Genomic DNA, 14851 nt, shown 5'->3' with positions numbered 1-14851 from the left:
GCTACTTCGCCGGCTCGAGGATCGAGACGTAGTTGGCGACTGCGGCGCCGCCCATGTTGAAGATGCCGCCGATCTGCGGGTTCTTGAGCTGCATGCCCTCGGGCGCCTGCCCCGTGAGCTGCATCGCGCTCATCACATGCATGGAGACGCCGGTGGCGCCGATCGGGTGACCCTTGGCCTTGAGGCCGCCGGACGGATTGACCGGCAGCTTGCCGTCCTTCTGGGTCAAGCCTTCCATGATCGCGCGCGCGCCCTGTCCCTTCGGCGTCAGGCCCATCGCTTCATATTCGATCAGTTCGGCGACGGTGAAGCAGTCATGGGTCTCGACGAAGGACAGATCGGAGAGCTGCAAGCCGGCCTTCTGCAGCGCACGCTGCCAGGCGGTGGTGCAGCCTTCGAACTGCAGGATGTCGCGCTTGGACATCGGCAGGAAATCCTGCGCATGCGCGGTGGCGCGGATGTTCACCGCCTTGCCCATGGTCTTGGCGGTCTCGGCGTCGGTCAGCACCAGCGCGGCGGCGCCGTCCGAGACCAGCGAGCAGTCGGTACGCTTCAAGGGACCGGCGACGAACGGGTTCTTGTCGCTCTCGGCGCGGCAGAACTCGAAGCCGAAATCCTTGCGCATCTGCGCATAGGGATTGGCGACGCCGTTCTTGTGGTTCTTGGCGGCGATCATCGCCAGCGCATCCGACTGGTCGCCGTATTTCTGGAAATAGGCCTGCGCAATCTTGCCGAATACGCCGGCGAAGCCGCCGACCGTGTCGCCGTCCTCGGGCAGATACGACGCCTTGAGCAGGTTCTTGCCGATCTCCGGGCCCGGAGTCCTCGTCATCTGCTCGACGCCGACCACCAGCACGATCTTCGCAGCGCCCGCCTCGATGGCGCGGATGCCCTGATGCACGGCGGCCGATCCGGTGGCGCAGGCATTCTCGACCCGGGTGGTCGGCTTGAAGCGCAGCGCCGGATTGGCCTGCAGCACCAGCGAGGCCGTAAAATCCTGGGGCGAGAAGCCGGCGTTGAAATGGCCGAGCATGATCTCGTCGACATCGGACGCGGCGATGCCGGCGTCAGCCAGCGCCTCGTTGGCGACCTTGACCACGAGACCCTCGACGGTCTCCGCGTCGAATTTTCCGAATGGCGTGTGCGCCCAACCCACGATGCTGGCGGTCATGGCTGTATCTCCCTGTTCCTGTTCGGAGGGTTATGTAGCGTATCTTCAGGCGGCTTTCAGCGTTTTCATCGCCGTCGCGCACATGGCGGTTATGCCGGCCCAATTGCCGGCGCGGATATCGGCCGCCGGGCACAGCCAGGAACCGCCGACCGCCAGCACATTGGGCTCGGCGAGCCAGGTCGCCGCATTGGCCTCACTGACCCCGCCGGTCGGGCACACCCTGACCTGCGGAAATGGCCCGGCCAGAGCCCGCAGTGCCTTGATACCGCCCGCCTGCTCGGCCGGGAAGAATTTGACGATGTCGAAGCCGTGGGCCAGCGCCTGCATCAGCTCGGAGGCGGTCGCGATCCCCGGCGCGAACGGCAACCGGCTGGAGGCAGCCGCCGCCAACAGCTCCGGCGTCGCACCCGGGCTGATGCCGAATTTGGCGCCCAGCGCCTCGGCGCGCGCCAGGTCATCACCATTGAGGATCGTGCCGATCCCGACGATCGCCTCCGGCACACCGGCGATGATGGCCTTGGCCGCGTCGACCGCGACCGCCGTCCGCAGTGTCACCTCGAGCGTCTGCACGCCTCCGGCGACCAGCGCCTTCGCAAGCGGCACCGCGTCCTCGAGCCGCTCGATGGTCAGCACCGGGATCACGGTGGCCTGGCGGATCAGCTCAGCGATCTGGTCCTGCTTCGATGTCGTTGTCATTGCGAGGCCTTGCGGGATGGTGGGAGACGAAGCGCCTTTTTCGGCGGCATGGCGTAGCGCGGAATGATCGCGCCGGGATAGCACACCACGACACCGGCCAGCCGATGGCCGGCGCGCGCCGCCTCCTCGGGCTCGGCGCCGCCGAGCCGGGCGGCGAGATAGGCGGCGGCAAAGCTGTCGCCAGCCGCGGTGGTATCGACCACTGGCTTGGTGAGCTGCTCCGCCTTCACCTCGCGCGTTCCGCCGGCCGAGCGCACGATGCAGGCCGGCTCGGCGAGCTTCAGCACCACCTCGGGGCTCGAGATACCCGCAAGCAGCGCCGTGTTGCTCTCGCCGGGATAAAGCGGCGCCAGATCCTCGGTCGAGGCAAGCACGATATCGGCCGTCTCGAACGCGCTGCTGAAGGCCTTGCGCGCGATGTTCAGGTCCGGCCAGCCGCGGGCGCGGAAATTGGTGTCGAACGCGAACCGCGTCCCCAGCAGCCGCGCACGCTTCAGCGCCGCCAGCAATCGCTCTTGCCCATCCTCGCGCAGGATCGAGAGCGTGATCGCCGAGAGATAGACGAGGTCATAGGTCGCAAGCGAGTTCAGGATGTCTTCCGTTTCGGGCAGATCCATCAGGTCGCGGGCGGCGGCGCTGTCACGCCAGTGGAAGAAGCGCCGCTCGCCCTTGTCGTCGGTCTGGATCAGATAGAGGCCGGGCAGCTTGCCCGCCGATCGCACGACATGCTTGGTCCCGATGCCTTCGCTCGTCCAGCCCGCGATCATCTCATCGCTCAGGGCATCATCGCCGAGCGCCGTGAAGTAATCGACGTGGATGCCGAGCCGGGACAGATAGACCGCGGTGTTGAGCGTGTCGCCGCCATAGGAGCGCGAATACAGCCCGCCGAGCTGGCCGCCAGGGGCCTGGCGCAGCTCGATCATGCATTCGCCGATGCTGGCAACTCTGGTCATCTCGAGCGCCGTGCTAAAGCGCGATGAAGCTTGGTTGAATCATCATCGCGCCTTAGCCCCTTGTCTGAGCATGATCTCCGCGCAAACGCGTTCCGCGTTTGTCGCGAGGGAAAACCGCTTCGCATTTTTCCGGATCATGCTTTAGCCCGCACTCAGGCGGCGAACTTGCCGCCGAGTTCGTCCTCGATATGGATCCGGATGATATCGTCGAACGTCTTCTCGGCCGTGGTGAATCCAAGCTTCAGCGCGCGGTCGGTGGCGAAATCGCGCGGCCAGCCCGAAACGATGCTGATGATGGTCGGATCAGGCACCCGCTTGATCCGCGCGGTGACGTTCTTGCCGGCGACGCGCTCCAGCGACGCGATCTGCTCGCCGACGGTGACGGACATCCCGGGCATGCTGAGATTGCGCCGCGGCCCCATCGCATCGAGATCCATCGTGCCGGCGTGGACCAGAAAGCCGACCGCCGATTTCGGCGAGGCATGCCAGTGCCGGACGTCCTCGGAGACCGGCAACACCGCCTCCTCTCCCGCCAGCGGCTCGCGGATGATGTTGGAGAAGAAGCCGGACGCCGCCTTGTTCGGCTTGCCCGGACGCACGCAGATTGTCGGCAGGCGGATCGAGATCCCGTCGAGCAGGCCCTTGCGGGTGTAATCGTTGATCAGGAGCTCGCAGATCGACTTCTGGGTACCGTAGCTCGTCAGCGGCGTGTGGAAGAACTCGTCGCCGATCTTCTCGGGGAACGGCGCGCCGAACACCGCGATCGAGGACGTGAACACCAGCCGCGGCTTGTAGCCGCCGCCGACGGCACGGATGGCGTCGATCAGATAGCGGGTGCCGTCGAGGTTGATCCGGTAGCCCTTGTCGAACTCGGCCTCAGCCTCGCCCGAGACGATCGCGGCGAGATGGAAGATCACCTCGGGACGTTCGGCGATCAGGGGCGCCGCGGCCCCGGCATCGGCGAAATCGGATGCGACCACATTGACGGGGATCGAGGCGTTCGCAGGCTTGGCCGGCGCGACCACGTCCTGCAGCGTCATCCGGGTGATCTCCTGCTTGCCGAGGCGGCCCTCGCGCAAGAGACGCTCGGTCAGCTTGCGGCCGACCATGCCGGCGGCGCCCAGAATCAGAATGTGCACGACCCTGCTCCTTTTCTTGTCTTGTTCGAATTCAGCTGCGGGCCTTGCGCGCTCATTCCTTCACGGCACCCGTCATCGCCGAGACATAATGCTCTACGAAGAACGCGTAAAGAATAACCAGCGGCAGCGAGCCGCATAGCGCCCCTGCCATCAGGGACCCCCAGCGATAGATGTCACCGTCAACGAATTCGTTGACGATGGCGACCGGCACGGTCTTGTTCGGGGTCGACTGCAGGAACGTCAGCGCATAGATGAATTCGTTCCAGCACAGGGTGAAGCAGAAGATGAAGGCCGAGATCAGGCCGGGGACGGCGAGCGGCAGCACGATCTTGATCAGGATCTGCCAGCGGCTGGCGCCGTCGATCAGTGCGCATTCCTCGAGCTCGAACGGAATGGTCTTGAAATAGCCCATCAACAGCCAGGTCGAGAACGGAATCAGGATCGTCGGATAGGTCAGGATCAGCGCCAGGGGCGAGTCGAACAGGCCGTACTGGAACACGACGGTCGCGAGCGGAATGAACAGGATCGACGGCGGCACCAGATAGGCCAGGAAGATCAGGCCGCCGACGACGTTGGCGCCCTTGTAGCGCAGCCGCACGATCGCATAGGCCGCGAGCACGCTCGCGATGATCGACAGCACGGTGGCGCCCACCGCCACATACATCGTGTTCCAGAGCCAATGCGGATAGTAGCTCTCGAACAGCAGCTTGTGGATATGCTTGAAGGTCGGATTCCAGGTCCAGAACGGATTGTACTTGTCGAGATCGAGCAGTTGCTCGTCCGGCTTGATCGCCGTCAGCCCCATCCAATAGAACGGGAACAGCAGGATGATCACGATGATCGACAACGGGATGTAGAGCGTCACGATCCGCCGCGGCACCGACTGCAGGTAGCTCATGCCCTCGCTGTTGTCGACGCGCGACGGCGTCGACAGGATGCTCTTGAGGTCGACCTTGGAGGCGGGAAGATCAGTCATTGCTCTCTCCCTGCTGCCACTTCCTGCGTTGCAGGCCGAACCATGACACCATGATCGCGGCGAGCAGGAACGGGATCATCGCGCTCGAGATCGCGGCGCCCTCGCCCAGCTGCCCCGCGATGATCGCGCGCTGATACGACAGCGTCGCCATCAAATGAGTGGCGTTGACCGGGCCGCCCCGGGTCATCGCCCAGATCAGCTGGAAGTCGGTGAAGGTGAACAGCACCGAGAACGTCATCACGACGGCGATGATCGGCGTCAGCAAGGGATAGGTGATGTAACGGAACATCTGCCAGCGTGAAGCGCCATCCAGGGTCGCCGCCTCATACAGCGAAGGCTGCACGGTTTGCAGGCCCGCCAGCAGCGTGATCGCGACGAACGGCACGCCGCGCCAGATATTGGCGAAGATCACGCAGATCCGGGCCCAGGTGGTATCGCCGAGGAAATTGATGTTCTGGGTGATCAGGCCAAGGTGCTTCAGCGACCAGGAGATGATCGAGAACTGGGAATCGAAGATCCACCAGAACGCCAGCGCCGACAGCACGGTCGGCACGATGAAGGGGATCAGCACCGCGGCGCGCAACAGCGCCTTGAACGGCATGCGCTCGTTGAGCAACAGCGCCAGATAGAGCCCGACCGCGAACTTCACGGCGCTCGCGATGAAGGTGTAGAGCAGCGTGTTGAAGACCGACAGCCAGAAGATGGCATCGTCCCACAGCCATTCATAGTTCTCGGTGCCGATGAAATGACCGACGCGGCCGATGCGGGTGTCGGTGAAGGACAGCCAGATGCCGAGCCCCAGCGGATAGGCCAGGAAGAAGATCAGGAACGCCATCGCCGGCAACATGAACCAGAAGCCGAGCCAGTTCTTGTTGTGGCGGAGCTGATCCCAGGCGGTCGCTTCGCGGATTTCGGTTTTCGCACGTCGCGGCGCAAGGGCGATGTCAGCCATAGGCGATGTCCCGATTGCTCAACGGATTGAGCATGACTACGCAATATTCCAATGATGGCATTCCAATGATGACGCGGGCGGCGGCGCTCCGCCGCCCGCGGCCATCACATCAGCGATAGATACGCTTCAGCTGCCGTTCGGCTTCCGCCATCGCGGCCTTGCCGTCCTTGGCACCGGTGCAGTAGTTCGCGAACATGTCGACCACGATGAAGTCGGCGATCGCGGTCGCGGCCTTCTCGCCGGGCGTGCCGATGCCGGAGGCCGGCAGCGCGCGCTTCGAGGCCTGGCCGAACACCGCGTTCTTCGGATCGGCGGTCCACACCGGAGCCGAGTCGTAGGCGTTCAGCGTATGGGTCAGATAGCCCCGCGCGCCGGTCAGCCACTTGTCGTAATTCTCCTTCTCCAGCATGAAGGCGACGAAAGCCTTTGCCGCGTTCGGATACTTCGTAAAGTTGAACGCGAGGATCGGAACCGCGAGCTGCAGCTCGGTCGGCTTGCCGATCGGCCCGACCGGCCACAGCGCGTGGTCGATATCGTCCGCGAGCTCCTTCTTGCTCGGGTCGTCCTTGGCGGCGATGTAGATCGAGATGCCGTTCGAGGTCAGGAACAATTCGCCGGACAGGAAGGCCTTGTTGTTGGAGGAGTCGTTCCAGGACGCGACACCCGGAATGAAGGTCTCCGACAGCGCCTTGGCATATTCCAGCGCCTTCATCGTCTCCGGCGAGTTGATGATGACCTTGTCGTCCTTGTCGACGGTCCAGCCATTGAAGCCCCACAGGATGTTGTGCACCCAGGCATTGGCGTCGCCGGTGGCATGGCCAAGCGCGAATCCGGCCGGCGTGTTGTTCTTCTTCAGCGCCTTGCACAGTTCGAGATAGGCCGGGAAGTCGGACGGCACCTGCTTGAAACCGGCCTTCTCAACCGCCGACTTGCGGTAGGTCAAATAGCCGCCGACGGTCGCGACAGGAATGCCGAGCCAGTCATTGCCCTTCTTGCAGGTTGTGGCGGCAGCCTCGGTCCACCCGCCGTACTTCTTGCCGAGATAATCGGCAACGTCGTTCATCGGGAGGACCTTGGTCGGAAACAGCTGCGGCAGCGTGTGCAGGCCCCAGGCCAGATCGAGGCCCGAACCGGTGTTGGCGGCGACGGAGGCTTTCGGCTGCACGTCCTCGAAGGATTCCGAGAACACATTCATCTCGGTGCCGGTCGCCGACTTGAAGGCTGCGACCATCGCGTTGAACGCATCGTCTTCCGACGGCACGAAGCGCTTCCAGCGCATCACGGTGAGCTTGGCGCCGGGCTCCGCCTTCCAGGGCGCGCTCTGCGCCCAGGCCTTGGCGAAATCAAACAGCGCCGGCCCGGTGAGCATGCCGGTTGCAGCCAGCGCCGTGCCGCCCTGAAGTAGCGAGCGGCGAGTAAAATCGTGCATCGTCCTTCTCCCTATGATTGTGTTTTTATTGTTTTTGATCTGGCCTGTTGGTCGGCCATTAAGATCGATCGGTCCGTCAGCTGTTCAGTCGTTTCCCCGTCGAATCGTCGAACAGATGGACCAGCGACGGATCCGGCTTGAGCCGAACCTTGTCGCCTGGGTTGAACAGATGGCGCTCGCGGAACACGGCGACGACCTGCTCGCCGCCGAGCTTGGCGAACACCTGGGTCTCCGAGCCGGTCGGCTCGACCACCACGATCTCGGCCTCGGCGCCGTCATCGGCGATGGTGAAGTGCTCGGGCCGCACGCCGTAGACCGCGGGTTGGCCGTCGGAATTGGCCGGCGCCGATTTCAGCGGCAGCTTGACGCCGTTCGGTCCCTCGAAATAGGCGGCGCCGTTCACCTTCACATTGCCCTTGAGGAAATTCATCGCCGGCGAACCGATGAAACCAGCCACGAACTGGTTCGCCGGCGTGTCATAGAGCTCGAGCGGCGAGCCCATCTGCTCGACGATGCCGTCATGCATCACGACGATCTTGTCGGCCATGGTCATGGCCTCGATCTGGTCATGGGTGACGTAGACGGTCGTGGTCTTCAGCCGCTGGTGCAGCTCCTTGATCTCGGTGCGCATCGCAACACGCAGCTTGGCGTCGAGGTTCGACAGCGGCTCGTCGAACAGGAACACCTGGGGATCGCGCACGATGGCGCGGCCCATCGCGACGCGCTGGCGCTGGCCACCCGAAAGCTGACGAGGATAGCGCTCGAGCAGCGGCGTCAGTGCGAGGATTTCCGCAGCGCGCTTGACGCCGGTCGAGATCTCTTCGGGCTTGGCGCCGCGCAGCTTGAGCGAGAAGCCCATGTTGTCGGCAACCGTCATGTGCGGGTAGAGCGCGTAGTTCTGGAACACCATCGCAATGTCGCGCTCTTTGGGCTGGACATTGTTGACGACGCGGTCGCCGATCGAGATCGTGCCGGAGGTGATGTTCTCGAGCCCCGCCAGCATGCGCAGCAGGGTCGACTTGCCGCAGCCGGAGGGGCCGACCAGAACGACGAACTCGCCGTCCTCGATCGGGATCGACACGCCGTGCAGAACCTCAAAATTGCCGAACGATTTCCGCACGTCGCGAATCTGGACCGACGACATCCACTTCCCTCCCTCAAGTTCCCGACGACGTACGACGAGTGCCGCCACCGCTCTGTTTTGTGTTCCGGCCGCGCTGGGTGCGCGACGCTGTTGGACTGGCGTTATTGTCCGCAGTTTATCCGGTTTTGGCAATCGTTCGATTAGCAATCGCTTGGTAGCGCTGTCAATATCAGTTTGTCTGCGACGAACGTCGTGATATGAGCGGCAAATGGCCCGAAAGCGCATCACGCCAGGCAAGATCCGGCTCGCCGAAGTCGCGAAGCTCGCCGGTGTCAGTCCGATTACGGCCTCACGGTTCTTCAGGAATCCGGAAGCACTTTCGGCCGGCAAGCGCGCGCGGGTCGAAAGTGCGGCAAAAGAACTCGGTTACGTGCCCAATCTCGCGGCACGCGCGCTTGCGTCGCAGCGCACCGAGGTGATCGGTGTCCTGATCCCGTCGCTGACCAACAACGTGTTCTCCGACGTGCTTCGCGGCATCTATGATGCGCTCGACGGCAGCCGCTACAGCATTCAGCTCGCCAACACCCGCTACAGCATCCTGCAGGAAGAGCGCCTGCTGCGTCTGTTTCTGGCACAGAAGCCCGCCGGGCTGATCATTACCGGCATCAACCAGACCGCCGATTCCCGCCGCATCATGGAGACGGTCGATTGTCCGATCGTCCAGATCATGGAGGTCGGTCCCTCCCCGATCGACATGATAATCGGATTCTCGCATTTTGACGCCGCAAAAGCGGCCATCGCCCACCTGCTCGCGCAAGGCTACCGGCGGATCGGATTCCTCGGCGCGCGGATGGATCCGCGGGTGCAGCGCCGGCTCGACGGTTATCGCTCCGCGATGACCGACACTGGGCTGTTCGATCCACAGCTTATTGTGACAACGGCGATCCCAACCTCGGTCACGCTCGGCGGGACGCTGTTTGCCGACCTGCTCGCCAAGGCGCCCGACATCGATGCGGTGTTCTGCGTCAATGACGACCTTGCGCTCGGCGCGCTGTTCGAATGCAAGCGCCGGCACATGGCGGTGCCGGAGCAGATAGCGATCGTCGGCTTCAATGACCTCGAATTCATGGCGTCGAGCGAGCCGACCTTGAGCAGCGTGCGCACCAATCGATACGAAATGGGCAGAAACGCTGCCGTGATGGTTATCGAGACGCTGGAAGGGCGCCGGCCCGCCGAACCCGTCGTCGATCTCGGCTTCAGTGTCATGGAACGGCAAAGCTCGGCGCGACGCAATTGACGTCGCCCGGCAGCTGCCCGTCATAAGGGACGCGAAAAATGATAAAATGATAGCGCAACCAAGACCCTTCAACTAAGGTCCAATCCATCACACGAAACACCTGTGCGTGATCGGTCGGGTTTGTAATGCACGACGATTTGCGCAAGGTAGAAACGACGTTGAACCAGAGCCCTTGAATGGGCCCACCAGTTTGCATTGCGGGAGAAACCAATGACAAAATCCCCCACCAACGGGCACGACGCCGCAGGCGCGACCAGCAAGGGCAAGGGCCGCAGGCTCCGCTCCCAGGAATGGTTCGACAACCCGCACAATCCGGGCATGACAGCTCTCTATCTCGAGCGCTATCTCAACTACGGCCTGACGCGAGAGGAATTGCAGTCCGGCAAGCCGATCATCGGCATCGCGCAGACCGGCAACGACCTGTCGCCCTGCAATCGGCATCACCTCGAGCTCGCGCACCGCGTCCGCGAGGGCATCCGCGCCGCCGGCGGCATCGCCATGGAGTTTCCCACCCATCCGATCCAGGAGACCGGCAAGCGCCCGACCGCGGCGCTCGACCGCAACCTCGCCTATCTCGGCCTGGTCGAGGTGTTGTTCGGCTATCCGCTCGACGGCGTGGTGCTGACCACCGGCTGCGACAAGACCACGCCGGCCTGCATGATGGCGGCGGCGACCGTCAACCTGCCGGCGATCGTGCTATCGGGCGGCCCGATGCTGAACGGCTGGCACGAAGGCCAGCGCACCGGTTCCGGCACGGTGGTGTGGAAGGCGCGCGAACGGCTCGCCGCCGGCGAGATCGACTATGAGCAATTCATCGAGATCGTGGCCTCCTCGGCCCCCTCGGTCGGCCATTGCAACACGATGGGCACCGCCTCCACCATGAACTCGCTCGCGGAAGCGCTCGGCTTCTCGCTGCCGGGCTGCGCGGCGATCCCGGCGCCGTATCGCGAGCGCGGCCAGATCGCCTATGAGACGGGAAAACGCATCGTCGACATGGTCTGGGAGGATTTGAAACCGTCGGACTTCCTGACTCGCGAGGCATTCGAGAACTGTATCGTGGTCAACTCCGCGATCGGCGGCTCGACCAATGCGCCGATCCACATCAATGCCCTGGCGCGCCATGTCGGCGTCGAGCTGTCGATCGACGACTGGCAGAAATACGGCCACGACGTCCCGCTGCTGGTGAACATGCAGCCGGCCGGCTTCTATCTTGGCGAAGAATATCACCGCGCCGGCGGCGTGCCCTCGGTGGTGCGCGAGCTGATCAAGCACAAGCGCATCCACGAAGGCGCCCTCACCGTCAACGGTCGCACCATGGGCGAAAATTGCAAGGAAGCACCTGCGCCCGACGGCGACGTGATCTGGGGCTACGACAAGCCGCTGGTGAAGGACGCCGGCTTCATCGTGCTGCGCGGCAATCTGTTCGACTCCGCGATCATGAAGACCAGCGTGATCTCGAAGGAATTCCGCGATCGGTACCTGTCCAATCAGAAGGACCTCAATGCCTTCGAGGGCCGCGCCATCGTGTTCGAGGGGCCGGAGGATTATCACAACCGGATCGAGGATCCCGCGCTCGACATCGATGAGCACTGCATCCTGTTCGTCCGCGGCACCGGCCCGATCGGCTATCCCGGCGGCGCCGAGGTGGTGAACATGCAGCCGCCCGCGGCGCTGATCAAACGCGGCATCCTGTCCCTGCCCTGCATCGGCGACGGAAGGCAGTCCGGCACCTCGGGCTCGCCCTCGATCCTCAACGCCTCGCCCGAGGCCGCGGCCGATGGCGGGCTCGCGATCCTGAGGACCGGCGACAAGGTGCGCATCGACCTCAACAAGGGCAGCGCCAACATCATGATCTCGGAGGATGAGCTGCGCACCCGCCGCGCCGAGCTGAAGGCCAAGGGCGGCTTCCCGCATCCGGCCAACCAGACGCCGTGGCAGGAGCTCTACCGCAAGACCGTCGGCCAGCATGCGACCGGCGCCTGCCTCGAGCTCGCGACGCGCTACCACGACATCGCCGGCAAGGTCGGCGTGGCGCGCGATAATCACTAGGACGCAAACCGTCATTGCCGGGCGCGACCCGGCAAGCCATCGTTCTCCGAAAGATGGATGCGCGGGTCAAGCCCGCGCATGACACTGCAAATCGCCAAAGAAGGAAGAAACGCATGTCAGACCGCCTGAAGGGCAAACGCGCATTCGTAACCGCAGCGGCCGTCGGCATCGGCCGTGCCTGCGCGCTGGCCTTTACCCGCGAGGGTGCGACCGTGTTCGCGACCGATATCGACGAAGGCAAACTTGCGCTGCTCAAGCAGGAAGGCGTCGCCGAGGTTGCGAAGCTCGACGTGCGCGACACCGCAGCCGTCGAGGCAATGGCAAAACGCGCCGGCAAGACCGACATCCTGCTCAATGCCGCGGGCTTCGTGCATCACGGCACCACCCTGGAGTGCTCGGACGACGACTGGGACTTCTCCTTCGACCTCAACGTCAAGTCGATGCACCGCACCACGCGCGCTTTCCTGCCCGGCATGCTGGCGCAGGGCGGCGGCGCCATCGTCAACATCGCCTCCGCCGCCGGCGCGGTGAAGGCGGCGCCGAACCGCTACGTCTATAGCGCCACCAAGGCCGCGGTCGCGGCACTGACGCGCTCGGTCGCGGCCGACTTCATCGCCAGGGGCATCCGCTGCAACTGCATCTGCCCCGGCACCATCGAGACGCCTTCGATGCTTGAGCGTGCGGCAGCTGCCGGGCCGCAGGGACGCGAGATGTTCGTTGCGCGCCAGCCGATGGGCCGGCTCGGCACCGCCGAGGAAATCGCCGCGCTCGCCGTCTATCTTGCCAGCGACGAAAGCTCGTTCACGACAGGCGTCGCCCACGTCATCGACGGCGGCTGGACGCTTTAATCGGGAGGCAGCAATGAACAAGATCGATCTCAACGGGCGCTGTGCCGTCGTCACCGGCGGCGCGCAGGGATTTGGCCGCGCCATCACCGAGCGCTTTGTCGCGTCGGGCGCCAAGGTCGCGATCTGGGATTTCGACCAGCCGCTGGCCGAGAAGACCGCACGGGCGATCGGCGAGAACGTGATCGCGATCAAGACCGACGTCACCAATCCTGACGCGGTCGACGCCGCGCGCGATCAAACGCTGCGGGCGTTCGGCAAGATCGACATTCTCGTCAACAACGCCGGCATCACCGGAGCCAACAGGCCGGTATGGGAAACCGATCTCGACGACTGGCGCAGGGTGATGCGCATCAATCTCGAGGGTCCCTTCATCTGCTGCAAGGCGATCGTGCCGACCATGATCGGCCAGAAATACGGCCGCATCGTCAACATCGCCTCGATCGCCGGCAAGGAAGGCAATCCGAACGCCGCGCATTATTCGTCGTCCAAGGCGGGCCTGATCGCGCTCACCAAATCGCTCGGCAAGGAGCTCGCGCAGCACGACGTCCTGGTCAATGCGGTGACGCCGGCTGCGGCGAAGACCGCGATCTTCGACCAGATGACGCAAGCGCACATCGACTTCATGCTGTCGAAGATCCCGAAGGCTCGCTTCGTGCAGGTCGAGGAGCTCGCCTCGATGGTGGCATGGCTGGCGTCGGAGGATTGCGCCTTCTCCACCGGCGCGGTGTTCGACATCTCCGGCGGCCGCGCGACCTATTAACTCGCCGCTCGCCTCGTCGGCTGCCGCAGCGCCGCGACGAGATGATCGGCCAGGAGTGACGCCGCGTGCGACAGGTTTTGCGCGCGATGCAGCCGTATCTCGGCTCGCGGCAGCCGCGGCATGCCGTCGCGCGCGGTCAGCCGACGCAGCGTCCGCGGAAACGTCCCCGACTTGACCACGGTCACGGCGAGGCCCTGCGCCGCGATCGCCTCGACCGCGGACAGGCTGTGGCTGACAAAGGCGAGCCGCCACGGCCGGTTCGCCTGGTCCAGCGCCTGCATCGCCCAGCTCCGGAACAGGCAGCCCTGCGGATAGAGCGCGACCGGCAGCGGATCGAGCTCCTCGACGCGATGCGTGGCGCTCGCGGCCCACACCGCCTGCTCGGTGCGCAGCAACTCGCCCTCGACGCGTCCCTCAGGGTGCATCGCGATCACGAGGTCATAGGCTTCGCCGAGCCGATCGGTCATTGTCGACGTGAGCCCCGTCTCCATCTCGACATGGATCAGCGGATAGCCGGCGATGAAGTCCTTGAGCAGCGGCGGGACGATCATCGTCCCATAGTCGTCCATCACGCCGAGGCGAACCCGCCCATCCGTGCCGTGCGCGCGCACCCGGCCGACCGCCTCCGCGTTGAGGCTCAGGATGCGGCGGGCATAGCCGAGCAATCCCTCGCCGGCCGCACTCAGGTCGACACTTGACGTGCTGCGGTGAAACAGTTCGGCCTGCAGCCGCTCTTCCAGCCGCTTCACCTGCATGCTGACGGCGGATTGGGTCCGGTTCAGCGCCGAGGCCGCGCGGGTGAAGGAGCGATGCTCCGCCACCGCGATAAAGGCCTGCAGAAGATCCGGGTCCATGATGGGCGCGTTCATAACGATCTGTGATTTAGTCGATCAAATCTATTCCATTCCCTGATTATGTCCCCATCCCTAGATTGCGCAAGCAAAACCAAGGGGCGAACGGAATGGGCGAGATCTGGGGGGTGTTGGCGGCGGTGGCATCGAGCGCGCTCGGCGGCACTTCGATCGGGGCGACGCGGTTTCTGGTCGGCGCCATCGACCCGCTGGCGATCGGCGCGTTCCGCTTCGGCATCGGCGTCCTGCTGCTGCTGCCGCCGGCACTGCTGCAACGCCGGAGCTGGCCGACGCGGCACGACTGGCTCGGCGTTACCGGCCTCGGCCTGCTGTTCTTTGCGGCGTTTCCGGTCCTGTTCAACGCCTCATTGATCTTCACCACCGCCGCGCGCGGCGCGCTCGCGCTGTCGACACTGCCGCTGCTGACCATGCTGGTCGGCGCGGCGCTGGGCGCCGAAGCGCTCACCGCACGCAAAACCGCAGGCGTCCTGATCACCATCCTCGGCGTCTCGATGGCGCTGCTCTCCGGCCTCGCCACGGCGCCACCCGGCGCCTGGCGCGGCGACCTCTTGATGGTCGCAGCCGCGCTGTGCATGGCGCTCTAGGCGGTGTGGACTCTAGGGATTCCCTTTTGAGGCCAAATCAG

Annotated in this window: 14 protein-coding genes; 5 read left to right on the top strand and 9 right to left on the bottom strand. The window is 64.4% G+C overall.

Annotated elements, in window-relative coordinates; genetic code table 11:
* Position 1 precedes the first annotated feature (1 nt).
* The 8 genes from ACVWY5_RS13755 to ACVWY5_RS13720 form a co-directional block, all read right to left on the bottom strand.
* On the bottom strand, positions 2–1171 hold the full coding sequence (locus tag ACVWY5_RS13755; RefSeq protein ID WP_028334993.1) for an acetyl-CoA acetyltransferase: 1170 nt from the start codon (positions 1169–1171) through the stop codon (positions 2–4).
* Between the two features lie 45 nt (positions 1172–1216).
* Positions 1217–1867, bottom strand: a complete 651-nt coding sequence (gene eda / locus ACVWY5_RS13750) for a bifunctional 4-hydroxy-2-oxoglutarate aldolase/2-dehydro-3-deoxy-phosphogluconate aldolase (protein WP_028334992.1) — start codon at positions 1865–1867, stop codon at positions 1217–1219.
* Positions 1864–2820, bottom strand: coding sequence for a sugar kinase (locus tag ACVWY5_RS13745; protein ID WP_028334991.1), 957 nt, complete (start codon positions 2818–2820; stop codon positions 1864–1866). Before ACVWY5_RS13745 ends, eda begins: the two co-directional genes overlap by 4 nt.
* Before the next feature lie 152 nt (positions 2821–2972).
* Entirely contained in the window at positions 2973–3959 is a 987-nt protein-coding gene (gene denD / locus ACVWY5_RS13740; RefSeq protein WP_028334990.1) for a D-erythronate dehydrogenase, read from the bottom strand.
* A 52-nt stretch (positions 3960–4011) separates the two neighbouring features.
* A complete protein-coding gene (locus tag ACVWY5_RS13735) occupies positions 4012–4935 on the bottom strand; it encodes a carbohydrate ABC transporter permease (protein ID WP_016847193.1) in 924 nt (307 codons plus the stop codon).
* Positions 4928–5887, bottom strand: coding sequence for a carbohydrate ABC transporter permease (locus tag ACVWY5_RS13730; RefSeq protein WP_018271134.1), 960 nt, complete (start codon positions 5885–5887; stop codon positions 4928–4930). Before ACVWY5_RS13730 ends, ACVWY5_RS13735 begins: the two co-directional genes overlap by 8 nt.
* Before the next feature lie 109 nt (positions 5888–5996).
* Entirely contained in the window at positions 5997–7316 is a 1320-nt protein-coding gene (locus tag ACVWY5_RS13725) for an ABC transporter substrate-binding protein (protein WP_028334989.1), read from the bottom strand.
* A gap of 76 nt (positions 7317–7392) precedes the next feature.
* Positions 7393–8460 (bottom strand): ABC transporter ATP-binding protein, encoded by a 1068-nt coding sequence (locus ACVWY5_RS13720; protein WP_028334988.1) that lies wholly within the window; start codon positions 8458–8460, stop codon positions 7393–7395.
* 208 nt (positions 8461–8668) lie between these two features.
* On the opposite strand from ACVWY5_RS13720, the gene gntR reads away from it, so the two are divergent.
* From gntR to ACVWY5_RS13700, 4 genes are all read left to right on the top strand, one after another.
* Entirely contained in the window at positions 8669–9697 is a 1029-nt protein-coding gene (gene gntR, locus ACVWY5_RS13715) for an HTH-type transcriptional regulator GntR (RefSeq protein WP_028334987.1), read from the top strand.
* 210 nt (positions 9698–9907) lie between these two features.
* Entirely contained in the window at positions 9908–11746 is a 1839-nt protein-coding gene (locus ACVWY5_RS13710; RefSeq protein WP_028334986.1) for an IlvD/Edd family dehydratase, read from the top strand.
* Positions 11747–11859: 113 nt separating this feature from the next.
* A complete protein-coding gene (locus tag ACVWY5_RS13705; RefSeq protein ID WP_028334985.1) occupies positions 11860–12594 on the top strand; it encodes an SDR family oxidoreductase in 735 nt (244 codons plus the stop codon).
* A gap of 13 nt (positions 12595–12607) precedes the next feature.
* Positions 12608–13354 (top strand): SDR family NAD(P)-dependent oxidoreductase, encoded by a 747-nt coding sequence (locus ACVWY5_RS13700; RefSeq protein ID WP_028334984.1) that lies wholly within the window; start codon positions 12608–12610, stop codon positions 13352–13354.
* On the opposite strand, the gene ACVWY5_RS13695 is transcribed toward ACVWY5_RS13700, so the two are convergent.
* Positions 13351–14223: a LysR substrate-binding domain-containing protein gene (locus tag ACVWY5_RS13695; protein WP_028334983.1), complete on the bottom strand. Its 873-nt coding sequence runs from the start codon at positions 14221–14223 to the stop codon at positions 13351–13353. The genes ACVWY5_RS13700 and ACVWY5_RS13695 overlap by 4 nt on opposite strands.
* Positions 14224–14315: 92 nt before the next feature.
* Between ACVWY5_RS13695 and ACVWY5_RS13690 the strand changes: the two genes are divergently transcribed.
* The gene (locus ACVWY5_RS13690; RefSeq protein WP_038377612.1) at positions 14316–14810 is read left to right on the top strand and encodes an EamA family transporter; all 495 of its coding nucleotides are present in this window, start codon (positions 14316–14318) and stop codon (positions 14808–14810) included.
* Positions 14811–14851: the final 41 nt, after the last annotated feature.

The organism is Bradyrhizobium sp. USDA 3256, from assembly GCF_054058275.1.
This window is presented reverse-complemented; position numbering and strand designations above follow the sequence as displayed.